The sequence below is a fragment of the Bacillus paramycoides genome (assembly GCF_001884235.1).
Lineage (GTDB): Bacteria > Bacillota > Bacilli > Bacillales > Bacillaceae_G > Bacillus_A > Bacillus_A paramycoides.
On record NZ_MAOI01000122.1, the window covers coordinates 1 to 19,169 of the forward strand.

Below are 19,169 nucleotides of genomic sequence, written 5' to 3' on the forward strand. Positions count from 1 at the left end.
AATCTGGTGTTAATTGATTTAAACCGTATGTTTGTGCTGTCATTACAAACATGAGTCCAACCATTAATACGCTATGCATAATAATAATTTGTAGCATTGATGTGTCAGGAGTAAGGCCTTTAAATAAGAACATTGCAATCCCTACTAACACGATGCCGGGAATGATAATAACTTTCGGACTAAATTTATCAAATAGTTTACCTGCAATCGGTCCCATTATGGCACTAATAATACTACCTGGAAGCATTATTACTCCTGATTTAAAGGCTGTAACAAGTAAAACTGTTTGCAAGAACATCGGTAATAAAGTCATCGTTGAAAATAGCGACATCATAACAATCACGATTAGTCCAACCGATAACGTAAACATCGGAACTTTAAATGCGCGTAATTCTAAAATTGGATTCTCTATTTTTAATTGGCGAACAACAAAAATGGATAGTGATATAAGCCCAACAATTAAAGAGCAATACACTTTCGCATCTGACCATCCTAAATCACCTGATGCACTAAAGCTATACACAATACCACCGAATCCTAATGTCGATAAAAGAATGGATGGATAATCAACTTTTGGCCTTGTTAACTCTGTCACATTTTGAATGTACTTCATCCCAATTACAATGGAAATGATTACGATAGGAATAACAATGTAGAATAACCAGCGCCAGTTAAGTGAATCAACGATTATTCCTGATAATGTAGGACCAATTGCTGGAGCGGACATCATAACAAGTGCGATTAAGCCCATTGTGGCACCACGTTTTTCAGGTGGACAAATAATTAAAATCGTATTCATTAATAACGGTGAAATTAACCCCGTAGCTACTGCTTGGACAATACGGCCGACTAATAAAACAGAAAATGTCGGTGCGAATCCCGCAATTAATGTACCAACTAAAAATGTTACCATAGCGATCAAGAACATCTGTCTCGTTGTGAGCCATTGCTGAAGTAATGCTGTAATCGGCACTAAAACCCCAACAACTAACATGTAAGCTGTAGAAAGCCATTGAATTGTTGAAGCTGTTACATCAAATTCTTTCATTAATACGGTTAATGCATTACCAAGTAATGTTTCGTTTAATAATGCAACCATTGCCCCTAAAAGTAATGCAATTAAAATGGGGGCATGTTTCATATTAGAAGTATCAACTTTGCCACTTGTAGGGCTCTTAGTTGTCATATTCATTTCGTAATTCTCCTCCTGTTTTTTACTTAAAAAATTTTATATACACCGGAACACATGTAATATAATATACATATGTAGATTAAAAAGGGAGAATCAATTTTCAGCCATTGTATATTTAATCTACAAAAAAGGAGAATTGTAGATGAACGATAGTGAAAAACAACTTGATTTACGTATTAGACGTACACATAAATTACTATGGGATTCCTTATTTGAATTAATGACACAATCAAAACAGAAATATAGTTCCATCACGATTAACCAAATTTGTGATCGTGCGATGGTACATCGAACAACATTTTACAAGCATTTTGAAGATAAAGATGCTTTATTAGCATTTGGATTTAAACGATATGGCGAGATGATTGCTGAAATACCGCTTTTAGATCGATTAAGTAAGCCATTTCAAGTGATGGAACAATTTCTGCATCATGAAGAAATCGGAAAAATATTAGAATCGCAAATGTCTGACGAACAATTTATTAACCGTATACATTATTTAAGCCATGGGACAAGAAAGCAGGAAACGGAAGCATTAAATCAACTGTGTAAAAATCATACGATGCCAAATGATTTAATCATTGAATTTTATTCAGGAGTAATCACATCATTAAGCGCGTGGTGGTTTCAAAACGGAAGAGAAATTTCTGCGGCAGAAATGGATAAACACTTCCATCAACTCATTAATCGAAATATTTTTCAGTTTGAAAAGGAGTAATTTCACCAATAAAAAAAGCCCATATGAAATGGGCTTTTTTACATACTATTTATTCTCTTTTAACTTCTCTAACTCCCGCTGTACTTCTTCTTGCAAATTTTGATCTAACACTTCTTGCTGATTTGGAGACTTCAAATTGTAAAAATAGTTACTAGCAGCTGTTTCTGCTTCTAGTTTTTGCACATAAGATTCAATGCGCGCAAAGCCTTTTGCTGAGCTTTCTGTATGGAACGAATCAATCGCTCTGTTGCTTTCTTTTATCGCTTGCGCTGCATTTAACCGCGAAACAAGAACTAGTTCTTTATATTGCAACTCTCCATATTTCTTTTGCAGTTTATCAATTTGTTCATAAAGCGTCGCTGTTTGCTCTTTTGTTATTTCGTACTGCTTACGATACAGTTCCGCTTTTTTCTCATTCACAATTTTTTCTTGCAGGGCTAACTGTGCCATTTGATCTTCTTCGCGTGATACTGCAAGTTCAGCTTGGCGAGTTCTCTTCACAATAAGAGCATCCGTTTCTGAAATTAATGCTTCATATTTCTTTTCTAAATAATATTGATGCGAAAGTGCTTTTTCAGCCTTCGTAATTTGCTGTTCTGTTTCGCGAAGATATTGCTTTAACATATTAGTAGGTTTTTCTAGCTTATCTAACGTTTGATGCACATCCGCTACCACAATATTTTTAATACGTTTTAAAATACCCATTATTACTTCTCCTCCTTACGAATATTGCGTTCCCATTGATCTAAAATATCTACTTGTTTTTGTACTTGAAAGTCGCTGTATAAATCTATATCAGTTGCCATTCTTTTTTCTTTTAATTTTTTATATGCCCAAACAATCGTTGCAACAAATGCAAGCATCGGAAGGACCGGTAATAAACCAATAACTAGGAGCAATATGCCTGTCCACTTTTTAACCATATTCCCTTCAGACTTACGAAGCATGAACCAGCCGAAAAGAACAAATCCAAACGCTAACAGGAATGGTATGAAGAATAAACCTTCAAACTCTTTTTCATGGTGTTTTTCATGATGCTGATTTCGCTCAAAGTTATTAAACTTTTCTTTTTGTGTAACGAAAGCTTCTCTTTCTTTATCGTGAGAAACAGTATACGCCGCTTGCTTATGCTTCTCATGATCCCACCTGTCAAACTTCATACTATGTAATCCAAACAATAGTAATGCCAGAAGTAACGGAAGGATCAAAATCCATTTTAACCAACGCAATTTTTTACGTTTATTCTTTTTCATCTGTTCACCACCATCTATCATTCGTTTTGAGATAAGTAAAAAATGTATTACCTCCCTTTATCTTTGATACATATGAGTGTAAAACTTAGACGTGAGAAGAGGATGAAAGGAAAATGATGAATATATGAGAAATATATAAGAAATTTCTCATAATTATTTCAAAACTAAAGAACCCAACTTCTCCATATAAAATAGAGAAATTGGGTTCTTTTTCATTATTTCTATTCACTTTAGAAACTCACATCTACTTTCTTAGCTACTTCTTCTATTTTATCCCGCATTAACGGGCAGTAAGACTCCCAACTTAAAATTTGGCGAATGCAAGGAAGTTAGTTGGGAGATCCACTGCCCGTAAAAGCCCGATTGGTTCAACTAATAATCAGTGGAGATGGAAAAAAACCCCACTGATTAAAGTTTCACTCTATCATCCACCTTCCACAAACCGCCCAAACTCCTTCAAAAATCTCAATTTAAAACTCCCTACAGGACCATTCCGATGCTTCGCCACATGAATCTCCGTCATCTCTTTCTGCACCGTTTCCTTATCGTAATAATCTTCACGATACATAAGCATAATCACATCCGCATCTTGCTCAATCTGTCCTGTCTCTCTTAAATCAGATAAAAGCGGGCGCTTATCTTGGCGTGACTCTACTGAACGAGACAATTGCGACAACGCTACTACACATACATTTAAATCACGAGCTAATAACTTAAGTTTACGTGAAATTTCACTTATCTCCTGAAATCGATTGCCCCTATACTTCGAATCGCCCGTAATGAGCTGCAAATAATCTACAATGACTAAAAGCTTTTTATCGCCATGCTTCCTCTTTAACTTACGAGCTTGCATCCAAATCTCCTGCACCGTTATGCCAGCCTTATCATAAATCTCAAGCGGCAATTCCCCAATCTCCGCAAACGCCTTACTCACCTTTTCCCAGTCCTCTATCGTAAAACGATGCTTCGGATTTTTTAGCCTGCCTCCTGACACTTCCCCTACGCAAGACGCCATTCTTTTTAACAATTGCTTACTACTCATCTCTAATGAAAACAATCCAACCGCTGATCCAGACTTCGCCGCATGCAAGGCAATATTTAACGCAAACGCCGTCTTTCCCATAGAAGGACGTGCACCAAGAACGACAAAATCACCTTCCTGCAAACCGCACGTCATCTTATTTAACGATTTATAACCAGTCTCAATGCCAGTATTCTCTTTCGTATCTTGATGAAGCTCCTCATACAACCCAACTAAAGCATCCTTCAAATCAAAATCACATACGTAGTCCTTTTCCTCTAACTCACAAAGTTCCGTAATCGTCTCACCAATAATTTTCTCATTCTTCTCCGCAATAAGACGCTCTCCCATCTTGTGCCCGAGAACGCCAGCCTGATACATTTTCCACGCACCTCGAACAAGCCCCTCATAATAAGAAAAGTTGGCAATCGTAGGCACACCCTCTATTAACCCTATAAAATACTCCATTCCCCCGATACTCTCCAAAAAATTTGGATTCATCCTGGAAACGAGCGTCACAAGATCAATTGGTTGCCCTTCATCTTCAATTTTTCGCATTAACCGAAATATAGACTTATGCACTGGCAAAGAAAAATAATGCTCCGTCAAACGACACTCCTTAATAAGCTCTCCTTCCATTAAAAGAGAACCTAATACCGTCTTTTCCGCCTCCACATTTTGAATACTCACGGTCGCCACCCGCGTTCCGTTAAGAACCGCTGCAACTCTTCCTCTGACGGCGCATTCTTCTCCCACTCTTCACACTTCGCCAAAAACTTCTCCGTCTCCCCAGTACTAACAGGCGACTCCTTCTGCCGAAACTTCGACGTCGCCTCCTCAACCTCAGAAACTTTCGTAAATCCCTTCCCGTGCCAATCTCGCAAAATCCCCTTCACATAAGCAATCGTCCGCTTATTATTTTCATAAGCAATTTGAAGAGCCTTAAGCACAAGCTCCTCCGACAAATCAACCATCCACTCACTCAGTTCCTCTGCCACATAAGGAGACAAACTACCGAAATGTTGCTCATAAAACGTGTACACTCTACTTCCCGTTTCCTCCTGGGTAACCTCCTCTTCTTCCTCAGCTTCACAAACAGGATCAGGATCAATATCAACAGCCAAATCACCAGGCATACCGAAATGTGCTAGAAGCATCGGAACATTCAGCTCCTCCTCTACGCACTTACGAAGAAACATATGTACAAACTCCTTATTCTTCACACCTTTAAGCTCACGAAGCACACACTTCTCCACATTCGTATTCGTCACAGGATTATAACGAAGCCAATTTAAAATAAATAACTCCTTCGTCTCCGCATCATAAAGAACCTTTCCATAATCAATGAAGCGCTGCACTAGCTTATCAACAGTCCCCCTGTTATACCCAGTCTCCATCTCAGCCAACCGCTTCGGAAACGGAAAAATCCCGCACTGCGTCGTCTTCGAACAAGTTAACAAATACACATAAAAATACCGCTCCTCCGGCGTCAAATCCAAAACAAAATCATCCTGCCAAAAATTCACCTGCACATTACGATACACCGCCATCAAAGTTCCTCCCGTCCCCATTCAAAAATGAAAATTTCCTCTTTGTACTATATATAGGAAGGAGGAATGGTTTTTTGGCGTGTTATTTTAAAATTTTTTTGACTACTACTACGATGTTTGTTCTTGTAGTTGTTTTTGTTTTGTTTTTTCTTAGTGATTTATTACTTGGTAGGGGCTTGCAAGGGGTATGGAAGGGGTATGAAAGGGGCTAGTTGTCGGTTACTTCGATTAGGAAGGTTCTGTTTTGGAAGCCGCCTCGTTCTGTTGCTTTCTTTTTACGGATTTTGTTGATTTCTTCTAGTGTTGTGCCTTCATGTTCGGCTAGGGCGTTTATTAGTTCTAGGAGGTCGGATAGTTCTTCGAGTTTGTGGGGTTTTGTTTTTGCTTCTAGGTATTCGGTTAGTTCTTCTTCTGTTTTCTTGCAGATTTCTTTTATGTATTCGTCTTCAGGTAGAATTTTTGTTGTGGGTGTTTTTCCGTTGCTTTTTATTATTTGTGGGATTTTGTCTCGGATTAGTTTGTTGTAGGTTGGCATGGGATTCCCCTCCATTAGATTTTTCTTCTATTATAATGGAAAAGCAGTTTAACTAGTTGTTAAACTGCTTTGTTGCTTCTTCTTATTAATATCAATCTTTTCTAACAAAATAAACGTTGCTACTGAGTCAATTCCATAGAACTTTAGTACACTTTTTCTACATCCTATCACCTGACTACTAATTGAGGCGACTAAAAACTATGAACTCAATCATATATAGAACTCCGTGTTACATCAAAAAACAATGTTTCAGGGATTTATGCATTATTACTTTTAATCATTTTCAAAATTCATTTCATACGCAAACTTCCTTAAAAACCCCACAGCTTTTATTCAAGAACTAGCTTTTAAAATAAAATTCTCTTCATTCATACAAATACTTTTATCATTCTAACACATTTTCTTAGCTTCATTGAATTTTTTATGGAGAAAATCTTTGTTTAACATAAAACAAGTTTCCTTCTTATCATCAAAAAATCTTTCATATACCCCTTTAATCTTACCTTTCGGCGCAATAACAAGCTTAAGTTCATTTTTAGGGCTTCTTGAAGCTGTAGGTAGTTTAGTAATATCTTTTGTTTCAATAGCTTCTTTTATCATGTTATAAGTTTTTCCAAATTCCTCTACTTCTTCTAAGGTAAAAGTAACCTTAAAAATTCTATCTAAAATCCTGTGACCATTACCCAATTTTTTACCATCTCTGTCTCCTAAATAGCCAATATATATAAACGTTACTTCTTCAAAAAATATCTTCCATTCGGATTTTTCCCATGGAGAGCTAAAATCAGAAAGTTTAAGCGTACTAAAAGTTGCTTTTTCGATTGGTCTGTTATTCCCTTCAATTGGAATGTTTTTTATAAGAAAGTTTGATTTGCTAAACACTTCATGTTTTTCGGGTAATTCTTTATCTTTTCCTACCACCCTATCTGATACCATCTTGCTAATATTGTAAGGTATTCTTTTAGTAGGATCATATTTTTTAAAATGGCTTAATATCTCCAATTGGCTCATACCCTTATAAGGTTTTAATTGCTTCCATATAAATTCTTCAGGTGCTACAAAATCCACAGATTTTTCGACTATTAACCTTTCTTCCACATGATTTTTTAAAATACCGCGGAAAAATGAATTTTTCAAGGAAAACGCCCTTGTAGGAGCAAAAACATCAGAATTTGGCTGCTCTGCGGTCTCTCCTTTTTGTCCTTTTGTAGCAGCTCCCAAAATAACAGAATCTCCTTCTGATAATTTATGAGCAAGTCCATCCATCACCTTTTGTTTAATTGTATAGAAATCATTTCGAATAATATCTTCATCCCTTGACATATTGTATAACTGAAAATCATGGATAACAAAGTCCTCATATGGTACATCCCTGATGTATTCATACCAAATAATTAACAGCTTTCGATTCTTAGAAATTACCTTACTAAATTCATACTCCTCATGAATAATATTATTATAATTAATTCTACTCAAGGAAATTCGTTCCTTTGCGGACCAGGATTCATCTTTAAGTCTATTAAATCCAGATACCTTTAATTCAATCCCTAGTTTACTAAAATCTGCCTCAGGGTGATTATTCAATTCATAACCATAGAAACCTGTTTCAACAACCTTACCTAACCTTCCTTTATCATTATTTTTTCCTTGCTGTAAAATTCCTTTTTTATCTATTTCTTTAAACGTTTTACCAATAATTCCTTTTGTATATTCTAATAATTGTTCCTCTGTTTCAAAAATCATATGCATTCCCTCCTACGAATTACTATTTGCTTAATCACTCTCAATTTATTCAGACTAATCCATAGACCATTTACAATTTTTTGTATCCATCAATAAATCTTTTCCCAAAAGTAACGAATGCTAATTTACATATACTCAGTACTGATTAATGTAATATTGATAGACATTTGACGCTATGAAATAACGCTATCATAAACTCTAATAATGATTAAATTTATTTACTAGGCTATAACACACATAATATTCACCAAATAAAATATATTTGGTGAGAATCAACTTCCACATCCCTCAAAGAATGAATTTTCCTAAAACAAAAGGACCGTTCTCTTACTTCTAATATGAAGTAAAAGAACCATCCTTTTTTCTTTATCTACTATTTATCGGTGGCACCTTCACAATATGATACATAGGTTTACTCAATGTTTGATTTCTTTGCATAAATTGCCCGAGCACAAGACATTGCCCTTTCTGCAACATCCGTAACTCTTCAGGTGTAGCATTTCCAATTCGGCTAGCTAATACGCGCACTTCACTTTCTGCCGGGTTAAAGTAAACTTTAGTCCCTGCATTATCAAGAATAGAAAGCTCATCCTTCGAAAAATTATTAAAGGTTTGTGTAGCAAACCATGCAGACCAACCAAATTTCCGTCCTTCGCGAAGTATTTTGGCTGAGGGTGAGCCATCTGAAAAATCGAGATTCTGCGCCTCATCTAAGACCACTGGAATTGGTTTATCCTTTGTTCCATTTTGCGTATAATACCATAAATCCCAAAGAATGAATTCAGTCATAAGTCTCTTAATCTCATCCTGGTCATATCCAGCTAGTTGAATAATTGTAATATTTCCTCCTGGAGAAAAGTATTCTTCCCATTGATTTCTAGACTCATAGTCAAACGGATCAATATCAACGAATTGGACGATTCGAGTAGTGATAGACGATAATACTGAATTTGCATATCCATCCAATTCTTCCAGAATTTCAAGCAAATGCTCCATTTTCATTTTATCATCATAGCGTTCGATACCACGCTTTACAGCCTCATAAAGGGCACTTTTTTGTTGTGGTCCAAAACTATTATAAACAGCTGCGAATACATCAACTACTCGCCGCGCTACCTCGGTCGGCTTTTCTTTCCCAACAACCCCAGCAACTTCCTTTTCACGTCGCAGGAATGGATTTATCGGGAACCCTTCATGATACACAATTCGTTCTCTAAATCGATTACCCACATCTTCTAAAAATACTGGATCCAACTGTGCACGAGTATAACTACTAGAATAATCAAGTACAACAGCGGATTGGTTAGTTCTTGATAAATCTCGTAATAAAGACTGAATAAAATAAGTTTTACCCTGTCCAGAACGTCCTCCAATTATGAGGTGACGATTGGATAATTGACTATCATAAAATTCCCAATAAATTTCTTGATTGTTTTCTATTCCTATTAATGGCTGATTACACGAAATAGTTTCTGATTTCCCGTGCATATTCACTGATGCCGATATATCGTAAAAATGTTTCTCTACTGTATTACCAGACTCTTTAACTTTTTCTCCGACTGCTACACTAGAAGTATGAATATCTTCAAGTTTACTGATATTAAGTTCTTTTTGGCCGATACTTCCCACGTTTTCGTTAAAAGATTCTAAGTGCTCTGCCGCAATCTCATTTTCCACATCCATTCTACTAGGAATAGAATATATTTTTTCAGGTTGTTCCTCGTAACTCACGGACAACTGCTTCATTGTTTTCGCTAAAGTATCATATCCACTTTGTTCAGGAAACTCTAACATAATAACTCCATGTCGTCGCTCTTTTACCTTCAATCGCGCCCCTTTTTTAAAAGAAATGAGAAGCCCTTGTCCATAATCAGCACGTAGCGTATTTACAATTTCAAACTTATCATTCAGTAAATCATTGATAACATCTGGCGTGAGGTTGTAATCTTTTTCAGGCCATACTTTGTTATATTTCATTTTAGCGGCATTATTGATAAAAAGCCTAGTGAAATAATTGCGGAGAAACTTAGCATCAAACGTATTTTGCCCAATTAATTGTTCATCTAATCGATTTTTTAATTCTTTAACTTGACTAATCCCCTTTTCAATAACACTCGAATCATTTAGACCTATTTTCACTTCAACAGGATACATATGAAGTTTCAATCCATCTTCAGTTTGTTCTAACCCCATCATTAGCAAGTCATCACTACAATTCCCACGTCTTCCAATCGTTTTCCCAGAAAAAATACCAGCTTTCTTGCTTAATTTGACACTCCCTGCTACCCGTACAATCTCCTCCATAGAGATAGGAACCCAAAGCACATCTGGTTTTTCAAAATAAAGTAATGCCTGTTTAATCGCAGATACGACGCTCATCTTTTCACGCTTATCATGTGCCCGTCCTTGTACAGCACGCAGGAGCCACTCTCCATTGAAAGTGTTAAACAACCGAATTACACCTTCAATATTTTCATCACAAACGTTTACCCTTTGTGATTTCAAAAAGTCACGAATTACATTAAAATATTGATTAGATTTATCCGTTACTGTAATTGCATCATAGCGATTGGAAGATGAATGCTGATCACTGTAATGAACAATCACAAGATTATCTGATGATTCTTGAAAATATTTCAAATCCAATACGGGATCTATAAAAGTCAACCAGTGAGATTGACTGTATATCGAAGATAGATATTCTTCATCTTCTGCACTAATATGCATTGCCAAGGAAATTCCTTTTGTATAGGGGTTTTGTCCTTTAGCTGTCATGTTTGCTGCAAGTTCATTCATTTTTATTGCAAACATTTCTAATATGGATTGATTTATATTACTTCCATCACCTGTTCCAAAACCTACCCGATATCCGCCATTATCGCTTTTGGATGATGTAACAGTCGTAAATAAGCCATTTAGATTTAAGCTACTTGGTGCATCCTTGACTAACTGCTTAACAACTTCCTCTTCTGTTTTCATTTTATAAAAGGTGATATGGCTATATTCCACTTTCTCAGAAATATGCCGTTTTGAGTAACGTAAAACCTGCTGAATCGTAAATAAAACATCCTCTGCTAGATAATCACCCATCGAAAAATTTATGCCAAGTCGATTAGAAATTTCTTCTGCATCCCCTATATCGTTAAGCTCATCAAATACACTATAACCATCCATATCCTGTCTATAGGAGACTACTTCGATTGGTCGTAATTCTGACAATTTATTCGTCTCCTTGATATGCTTTTTCAACCATTCAACGATTCCACTTAATATTTCTCTATCGTTAGGGATGTTAATAATATTTAGTAGCATTGGAGATTTTGAATCTAATGCAAATAAGTAATCATAGTGATCACAAAACTGGTCAAGTTTTTCCTTTACAACTTGAGCCAAATACGTATTGGTTTCTCCTACAGTCACTTTTTCACTAGGTAAAAAGGCATGCCATTCAGGCAATCGACTATCCATAGTAGGTTTGAATAATTTTCCTGAATAGGCCACAATATAAGGCAATGTATATACTGCATTCAATCTCTTCAGTATATTGACGTCAATTGTTTCACCTTTACATTCCTCCGTAATCTGTAATTGATAAGCTACATTCAACGGTGAGAAAGGCGTCATATATATTACTTGTTCATCTCTTGCACTTCCTAGATAAAATAAACCTCTTTCCTCATTTGTCATAATTTGTTTATCTGGAATGTTTTCGATTGCCTTTATATAAGATTTAACATAGACTTCTGCTTTTTCACGAATTAGGCCCGTATAATAAAGTAAAGATGGAATTGTTTCTGTTTGTTCAATCGCCTCTAAGAAATCGTCATATGCTTGTTCCACTTCCTCTGGCAGCTCCACTTGCTGTGGTACCAATGTGTTAAATTTAATCGTAGCCTGTCGAACTCGTTTTCTAAGCCAATCAAACTCCATTAAGAGAAATGGGCGATCTTCTTCAAATGTAACATATGGTAGATTATCAATCTCTACCCGTTTTACCTCTTGGTCTGTTAATAATGATCTTTGGATACTCTGTTTTCTTTCCCATATTGCCTTTCCATTAATGGGAATATTTTTCAGTACTTTATCAGCTACTTCGACCGGTAATTCAAACCGTTGGGTTAAAATAGAAAATCGGATATTTTTATCATTTTCATCTAACAATCCTGGCGTAAAGCGGATTGTAGCACCATCTTCTATCGAAATAGATTGTCCTTGTTCTTTTAAATCGACATCCATAGTTCCATCACCAAAAATCAAGCTTTGATTACTTAAGGTTAGATGTATGGATTGTTTTGCTTTAGAAGTTGCTACTACTTGAAAAGATGTTTGGAAGGCCTCAAAGAATTGCGTCTCGCTAGAGACAACAACAAAATTGAATGAATAGTTACCATTTGCTGTCTTTTCATGTTTGTAAACTATCCTGCCAAATGTCGCTCCATCTTGTCCTAGTTTCAACTCAGCTATTAATGAATGCCCGCTCGTTCTAGCAACCTTTTTACTAGTGGAATTTAAAAATTCTTTTTTTGTATGTCGGTCAAATGGCAAATTAATCTCGATTTTTTCGCCTTCTTTGTATGTAGGATGAAAAATAATAAAGCTCCAGTTCCTACGTCCGGCAGCTGTACTTGATTGGGGCCGTTTCCAAAATTGAAGTGACTGTGACTCCACATTTATTTTCACTTTTTCGGCATAAAATTCGATTGCCTTTTTTTTCTTTGTCGCTTCCTTCCAATCCTCTATATCCGAAAAATCGACGGTATACCAATTTTCTTTATTTAACTTATTACCACCTTTGTCATAGGTTTCTTCTAATTTTTCCTTTGGATTTCCAAGTGAACGTAATCTCTCAATTTCCTCATGGTGACTATTATTTTCTGTCAACCTTTTATCAATCTTAACTTCTATTTGTTTCCATTTATTAGAATCAATAGAATGAGATTCCTGTTCCTTTACAAGGTCCTCAAGTCTTGAATCATAAAAATATTGCAGCGAGCGACAATCCTCGTGTTCCAGGTTACCTTTATTTACAAGTGCTAAAACATACTCAAAATCTAGAAACGAAGAATTTGCTAACTGATGCTCAGATTTTCTTCTATTTAGGTAATGACTAGCCATTTTCCGTTCAATTGGATTTAATTTACTCTCTAATAATAGCCGATTAAGATTTCCAGCTATTTGATTAACATGTAGTGGTAATCCTTCTCCAATAAGATCCCGGCTACCACCACGAATGGAATCATTCACCGTATTACATAGTAGAATTAACGAGGTATTTTCCCAGTCCCCCTTTTGCTCACTCATCTTATTTCGAAGGGTTACAAGAAAGTCAATATTGGTATTGTTACTCGTAGTGGCAATAACATATTTAATCTTTCCGAAACGCAAAGCAATTGTTTTGTATGGCTTTAATCCTTCTTCATGTTGATAATCAAATGATTCACAGTTCTTATTTTCACTTAGTGCATTATATAAATTAGAAATAACTTCCTCAGTTGGTAGATATAAAAAGTATCGATCCGTTTTATTCCTGGAAGCCTCTTTCTCGAAAAATAGAACAAGTTGGTTACCGATATATTTATAAAATTGATTTAACATATTGAGCATCCCCGCTATCACTTTTCTTTTCCATGTAATTTAATTTATCTAGCACTTTTACTACTTCCTCTTTGGAATGAAAATCAAGCCAAACCCCACGTTTTTCTAATTCTGTCCACAATTGTTTTAATTCTATCCTATCTTCTGTAATTGATACCGCAATCAACATTAACAAATGTTCTTGAGACAGGGAAAGAATCGTACCAAGAGACCCACCATGCTTTCGAAAGAATTTTGAGACGATTGCTTGAAATGCTTTTTGATAACGAGAGTTTATTTCATTGGATATCCCTGTTTTAATTGCAGAAATCAAATCATCAAAGGCCATCTCTAACGTTTTATCATCCGAGTATTCCATAACATTAATACTTGTTTTTTCTTTGTATACTTCTGCCAGCCACTTGTAAATAGATTGAATATATTCACGTTCAGCTTCGAATCCAGCTTCCTTTAATTGACTTTGAATATCATGATAGAACTGATTTTTTTTATTCGAGAACGTATTCAGCCCTAAAATGTTCAAGGCATGTTCATGTGCAAAAAATCCATCCATTTCTCCAATCAACATTTTATTCCCCTGACGATAGCTGTTTCGCCAATTCGCAGGAGTTTCCCATTGTAAAATATAATAAACAGGTAAAAATTCATCTTGGCTAAAACGGGTCATCTTATTAGTCTGAAGGATAAGTTGAGACATCGCAATGAATGTGTAGTGAACAAAGAACAGTGAAATATGATTAACTAAAAAACTAGTATTCTTAGATAAATTCTCTAAATCCTTCATGAACTGTTCCCTTAAATGCGGAAAGAAATTATGGTAAGTCGCCATACTTTTGTTCTTTACAACAGAATCAGATATAGAAAGGTCTAATACCTCTGATATTAAATCCGAATCATCTTGTCTTTGTAGAATCGTTTGCACATGGGCTACCTCATTACTGATAAACGTATCAAAAAAGAAATTAATTAAATCGATTTGTCCCTTTCGTTCATCTTCATTTTCTGACAAAGGAATACGTTCTAGCTGATAAAACGAAGTAACCCTACCTAGATACAAGTCCTTTATTTCTTCCTCTAAGTAATGAGTAAATAAGAGTTTGCTCTCTTCATCATTAAATTTACCGTTAGAAATAATATCCTCTATAATGGTATCGCCTGCCTCAACAATTAGGGGTTTCCCATGTATTTTCCGGATTATACCGCCCGTTATAGAGGAAAAACCCCTATCAAATTTAACACGTTCTGGTTTCCTTGTTGGAAGTGGTAGAACACTTGTTACCAAACGTCTCCTGAAGGTATACTTTCCACTTTTATCTATAAATTTGTCAATCTCATCAAAGTCTAATTGATACATCATCTTAATTCACCCTCCCGACTTCAAACTTCGCTTTCGAAAATCGTGGCTTCTTCACTTCAAGAATAGTCCCATCATGAGTACGAACAAGAAGCACATTATTTTTTTTATCTGCTGATTGTAGGAGTTTTTCATGGAATTCATAAAATTGAAGTGCATCTTGTATATCCTGACGGTTAGGGCGATACCCTTCATTTATTCGTTTGAGTAGTGAATAAAGTTTATAATCTAGTTCAAATAGAAATGTCTTTCCTTTTTGGCTATACCCAAGCCTCATTGATGGTGTAAAACACTCCACCTTATTTAGTTGATCCGCTAAGCCAAACACATTTCCATCCACTTCTGGATTAATATTAATTTCAAATGCCATCCGAAAACTTTTGTTAGGGGAATCTGCAAAAACATAACGATCTTTTGGTGAACCCTTCCAAGCATATATCACTTTTTCAATCAACTCAAAAAGTTTACCAATTCCTTCTTCATTCCCTTTATAGAAAGAATATAGATATGCTATAAACTCTTGGTATGCATCATCATAATCCTGTTTAAATAATAAGGAATGCTGTCGTACAAATAGCCTAGAAAATTCTATTTGTGCCCCCTGTTGATGCATATTATTAACGGATTTCCATGCACCAATGCTGGTCTTTTCTCCCAGTACTTCCTTCACATATTGGAATGCGTCTGCTTTCAGTATGAGATTTGAAACCAATTGATCTGTTCCTTCCGACCTTCTTTTTAACGGATCAATTTCATTTAAAGTGGTTAATAATGACGAACGATCCGGGTGACCATACATTAAATTTGGTAACATATCGTTTACAAGCATCGCTGAATCATTTACAAGCAATTCATGTTTAGTAGGTACCATGATTTCAAATAAAAAATTGTAAAATGCACGAGTAGAAATAAATACTTTTTTCTTTACCATTGCTTCAATAAGTGCCTGAACAATTGATTCCTTTACCTCTTGTTGTTGTAACAACAAATAGTTATAGTGTGCTGCACTTATTACTCCATTTTCTTTGTCTTGAACCCACGCAGCGTAAAACGGATTTGCATAGTCTTGATTTGTTACCTTATTAATGAGCTGTAAGAAAAATGGAGACTTCGGCCCTTCCTCAGTTAATACATATGGCTGTGTATCAGCAAAATTAAGCAGATGGAAATTACCATCATGATTCATTACATCCTGTCCCTTATCAAACACCCTACAGTTGTCTATAAAATTACATAAAGCTTGGAATCTACCGTTTTTTCTTTGGTGACTATAAAAATTATGTAAAATACCAAGATTAATCGCGATAATAACATGTCTATTAGCAATACCACCCTCTTCAAAAGACGCTAACACCTTTTCGAGCGTTTCCAACGAGTTTTTATCCGGATCATACGATTCCGTTGAATCATTATGAATCATAACGCCTTTTAAAAGTTCAGAATAATTTTCATTCATATAAGCTAATAAGTGACTCTTACCGTCCCCTACACTCCCGCATAAGAGAATTAAACTCGGATTTTCTTTCTGCTTTAACTCTATCAATATTTTTTCTAACTCTTTTTGAATATCCCGTTCCACATGCATATAATTCTGGAGAAGCCCAAATGAGTTAGCGTTTACTACAGATTCCTTCGAGGAAGATTGTAAGACTTCTAACAGTGAAACAAACCTACTCTCGTCCGTTGAATAGGTAGTTTCGGTCGTTATTTCTTTTTTTAATTCTTCATCTATTGTAGCAGCCGCCTCCATTTGGCTCACATCTAGGTTAACAACATCTTCCGCTTTAGATTCATCAATTACTAACTTTTCCGAAATTAATAATATACAATCTAATCCTTGTTGAGCTTCCTGCACAGTAAAATTATTTTCAAACTTTTTCCTACTTAACCCATAGTATTCCATAGCACAATCAAATTCTTTATTGGAAATACCAAACTCACTTTTTAATAGCATCCATGCTGTTTCTATTGTAGATAATTCAAAATAATATTCTTTGATTTCTTCACTACTTGCTTGGATTGCTAACTGCTGCATTCGTTGAAATGAAATGGAGCAAAAGACTTGATCCATATAAGCAACAGCAAGTCCCGGTTTATCTTTCAACATTATTTGTAATTCACTATAATCCATTAAATCATCATTTAACTCTATTATTCTTTTTAACTGCTTCCATGTTAACTCTTTCCTCATGGTTCTAATCTCCCTTTATTTAGGAACTTCCCTTTTAATATCATAATGTTATACTTCCTTACTTTATAAAATTATATCAAAAAATGGCTAATTATGGGTGGATTCAAAAAACATATAATTAATGTGTATATTCCAACATTCTGTCCAATTGTATAACGATTATTTCAATTAATCCCTTCTTTCTTCACAATAATAAAGACACTGGTGGAATAAAAAACATTAATGATTAGAATTAAATATAATAACCAATTACTTAATATTAATTTCAAAATAAAGAAAAACTGCATAGATTCTTCACAATCCTTATATCTTGATAATCATCTATCTTATTTCAAAAAAAGTAGCTTGATTTTGTATTAATACAAAATCAAGCTACTTTCCTATAGAACTATATATTGGCTTGTACAAGCTCTGTCAACTAAAACCAACTCAACTGCACAAAGTCCTTCATTTTCTCTTCTTCTTTGTTAATCTCTAAAATCCTTTGACCCATTCGCTCCACCAAATCAACCACTAAAGCATTTCCCATACAAAAGTATCTGTTTCGTTGTGGCATACCTGTATTTGTCCAGTCCATTGGGAAACCATTTAACAACTCACATTCAGCTGGCGTTAAATATCTTAATCTTTTCGTATAAGGATCTTCAATTACATGAGAACTTCTATTACATGTCCCTTCACTTGTTAACATTGTACGTCCAGGCTTATTTAAATCATCAGGGAAAGCCATTCCTCCCTCAGAGTAGAAATACTTATGGCCCGTCGCCTTTGATACTCTTTCTTCTTTTTTAGGACCTTTAAGGTACTTAAGTTCCTCAAATTCCGTTCTTCCCTTTTTGTTAACCTTATCCATTTTCAAATAGTATGATTCATCTGCAGGACCAAATTTATCATATACTTTCTGAACAACCTCACCTAAAGTCTCTGGATTTTCAGTTACCGGAACTACTTCTTCGGTATATACTTGTCCATCTATCATCACGCCAGAATTATAGTATTCAGCTTTAAATGTATCAGAAACCTCAATAATATCGACCGGCAACTCAAATTGCCCTCTTTTTTTGTTTTCCTCAGGCGCTTCATGCACTTTAAAAATCGGAGCGAAAAATCCCTTTTCACACAATATCCCTAATGACTTCATTTCACTTTGAACAGATGCGAAATGAGATTCTTTTAAGTATGCGAAAATAAATACTCTTCGTCTTCTTTGTGAGTTTCCATAATCCGCAGCGTTAATAACTCGCCATTCAACTGCATATCCTGCATCTCTAAAGCTAGCCAGCATAATAGAAAAATCACGACCTCTTTGTTTTGCTGGTGACTTCAATAATCTATCTACATTCTCTAACAAAACAAATCTTGGTTTGCGAGAATTAACTATGTTCATTATCTCCCAAAAAAGAACACCTTTTTTCCCTTGTATTCCTTTTTCATTTGATAAAGTACGTGCTACAGAATAGTCTTGGCAAGGAAATCCCCCTACTAATAAATCATGCTCAGGTACTTCCGGCCAAGCTTCAGTTATATCTCTATTTACATGTATTCCTTTATTTTCAAAGCGAGTTGCATAACAATTAAATGCATGTTGTGCTTTAGTTGAGGGTTCCCACTGATTCCCCCAAAGAACTTCAAAGTTTTCGTTTGCTTCTAGTCCTAATCTAAAACCTCCTACTCCCGCAAAAAGTTCTACTACTTTCACCATAAATACACGAACATCCTTTCGGTATTTTATTTATCTATGCTTCATTATAATAAAAAGTGAGGAAAAGATCAACTATAACATTTTAGGAATCGTACTTTTTACAGTTCTTTTTTGGCTTGTAACCGTTAAGAAAATACTTCGTTACTATATCAATAGTATAAACGAAACAAACTGACTTGAACAGATCCAATATAACTGTTATTTAATAGAACAAACTGACTTTTCCTTCTTATAAATTTTACTTGTATAAAATTGAAACAGCTTTTTATTATAGCATAACTTTAATATGTAATGTTTAAAATCATACGACAGAGC

At 35.3% G+C, this 19,169-nt stretch carries 12 protein-coding genes; 1 reads left to right on the forward strand and 11 read right to left on the reverse strand.

The genetic code is table 11. From position 1 onward, the window contains the following. A partial coding sequence (locus BAU28_RS25100) for a DHA2 family efflux MFS transporter permease subunit (RefSeq protein ID WP_071720539.1) occupies positions 1 to 1,192 on the reverse strand: 1,192 nt, incomplete at its 3' end. 142 nt (positions 1,193 to 1,334) lie between these two features. Here BAU28_RS25100 and BAU28_RS25105 point away from each other — a divergent pair. Beyond that, positions 1,335 to 1,910 carry a TetR/AcrR family transcriptional regulator gene (locus tag BAU28_RS25105; protein WP_071720541.1) on the forward strand — a complete coding sequence of 192 codons (576 nt, stop codon included), beginning with the start codon at positions 1,335 to 1,337 and terminating at the stop codon, positions 1,908 to 1,910. 45 nt (positions 1,911 to 1,955) lie between these two features. Here the strand turns inward: BAU28_RS25105 and BAU28_RS25110 are convergent, their stop codons facing one another. From BAU28_RS25110 to dcm, 10 genes are all read right to left on the reverse strand, one after another. After that, the gene (locus BAU28_RS25110) at positions 1,956 to 2,615 is read right to left on the reverse strand and encodes a PspA/IM30 family protein (protein WP_071720543.1); all 660 of its coding nucleotides are present in this window, start codon (positions 2,613 to 2,615) and stop codon (positions 1,956 to 1,958) included. Positions 2,616 to 2,617: 2 nt separating this feature from the next. Further along, a complete protein-coding gene (locus BAU28_RS25115; RefSeq protein WP_025149494.1) occupies positions 2,618 to 3,163 on the reverse strand; it encodes a hypothetical protein in 546 nt (181 codons plus the stop codon). 424 nt (positions 3,164 to 3,587) lie between these two features. Further along, positions 3,588 to 4,874, reverse strand: coding sequence for a replicative DNA helicase (gene dnaB / locus BAU28_RS25125; RefSeq protein WP_071720545.1), 1,287 nt, complete (start codon positions 4,872 to 4,874; stop codon positions 3,588 to 3,590). After that, the gene (locus tag BAU28_RS25130) at positions 4,871 to 5,734 is read right to left on the reverse strand and encodes a DnaD domain-containing protein (RefSeq protein WP_071720547.1); all 864 of its coding nucleotides are present in this window, start codon (positions 5,732 to 5,734) and stop codon (positions 4,871 to 4,873) included. The genes dnaB and BAU28_RS25130 overlap by 4 nt, the downstream gene beginning before the upstream one ends. A gap of 208 nt (positions 5,735 to 5,942) precedes the next feature. Continuing rightward, positions 5,943 to 6,269 (reverse strand): nucleoside triphosphate pyrophosphohydrolase, encoded by a 327-nt coding sequence (locus tag BAU28_RS25135; RefSeq protein WP_071720548.1) that lies wholly within the window; start codon positions 6,267 to 6,269, stop codon positions 5,943 to 5,945. A 390-nt stretch (positions 6,270 to 6,659) separates the two neighbouring features. Next, on the reverse strand, positions 6,660 to 8,012 hold the full coding sequence (locus BAU28_RS25140; RefSeq protein WP_244158197.1) for a Sau3AI family type II restriction endonuclease: 1,353 nt from the start codon (positions 8,010 to 8,012) through the stop codon (positions 6,660 to 6,662). Between the two features lie 366 nt (positions 8,013 to 8,378). Continuing rightward, positions 8,379 to 13,607: a DNA phosphorothioation-dependent restriction protein DptH gene (gene dptH, locus BAU28_RS25145; RefSeq protein WP_071720552.1), complete on the reverse strand. Its 5,229-nt coding sequence runs from the start codon at positions 13,605 to 13,607 to the stop codon at positions 8,379 to 8,381. Further along, the gene (gene dptG / locus BAU28_RS25150; protein WP_071720553.1) at positions 13,588 to 14,964 is read right to left on the reverse strand and encodes a DNA phosphorothioation-dependent restriction protein DptG; all 1,377 of its coding nucleotides are present in this window, start codon (positions 14,962 to 14,964) and stop codon (positions 13,588 to 13,590) included. Before dptG ends, dptH begins: the two co-directional genes overlap by 20 nt. A gap of 1 nt (position 14,965) precedes the next feature. Next, positions 14,966 to 17,152 (reverse strand): DNA phosphorothioation-dependent restriction protein DptF, encoded by a 2,187-nt coding sequence (gene dptF, locus BAU28_RS25155; RefSeq protein WP_071720555.1) that lies wholly within the window; start codon positions 17,150 to 17,152, stop codon positions 14,966 to 14,968. Positions 17,153 to 17,570: 418 nt separating this feature from the next. Next, on the reverse strand, positions 17,571 to 18,854 hold the full coding sequence (dcm, locus tag BAU28_RS25160; RefSeq protein WP_071720557.1) for a DNA (cytosine-5-)-methyltransferase: 1,284 nt from the start codon (positions 18,852 to 18,854) through the stop codon (positions 17,571 to 17,573). Positions 18,855 to 19,169 lie beyond the last annotated feature (315 nt).

Excerpts from the sequence above, each read along its gene's own strand:
- dptG (WP_071720553.1), bottom strand. The coding sequence starts at position 14,964 with ATGATGTATCAATTAGACTTTGATGAGATTGACAAATTTATAGATAAA.
- dptF (WP_071720555.1), bottom strand. The coding sequence starts at position 17,152 with ATGAGGAAAGAGTTAACATGGAAGCAGTTAAAAAGAATAATAGAGTTA.
- BAU28_RS25135 (WP_071720548.1), bottom strand. The coding sequence starts at position 6,269 with ATGCCAACCTACAACAAACTAATCCGAGACAAAATCCCACAAATAATA.
- BAU28_RS25110 (WP_071720543.1), bottom strand. The coding sequence starts at position 2,615 with ATGGGTATTTTAAAACGTATTAAAAATATTGTGGTAGCGGATGTGCAT.
- dptH (WP_071720552.1), bottom strand. The coding sequence starts at position 13,607 with ATGTTAAATCAATTTTATAAATATATCGGTAACCAACTTGTTCTATTT.
- BAU28_RS25140 (WP_244158197.1), bottom strand. The coding sequence starts at position 8,012 with ATGATTTTTGAAACAGAGGAACAATTATTAGAATATACAAAAGGAATT.
- BAU28_RS25115 (WP_025149494.1), bottom strand. The coding sequence starts at position 3,163 with ATGAAAAAGAATAAACGTAAAAAATTGCGTTGGTTAAAATGGATTTTG.
- BAU28_RS25130 (WP_071720547.1), bottom strand. The coding sequence starts at position 5,734 with ATGGCGGTGTATCGTAATGTGCAGGTGAATTTTTGGCAGGATGATTTT.
- BAU28_RS25105 (WP_071720541.1), top strand. The coding sequence starts at position 1,335 with ATGAACGATAGTGAAAAACAACTTGATTTACGTATTAGACGTACACAT.
- dcm (WP_071720557.1), bottom strand. The coding sequence starts at position 18,854 with ATGGTGAAAGTAGTAGAACTTTTTGCGGGAGTAGGAGGTTTTAGATTA.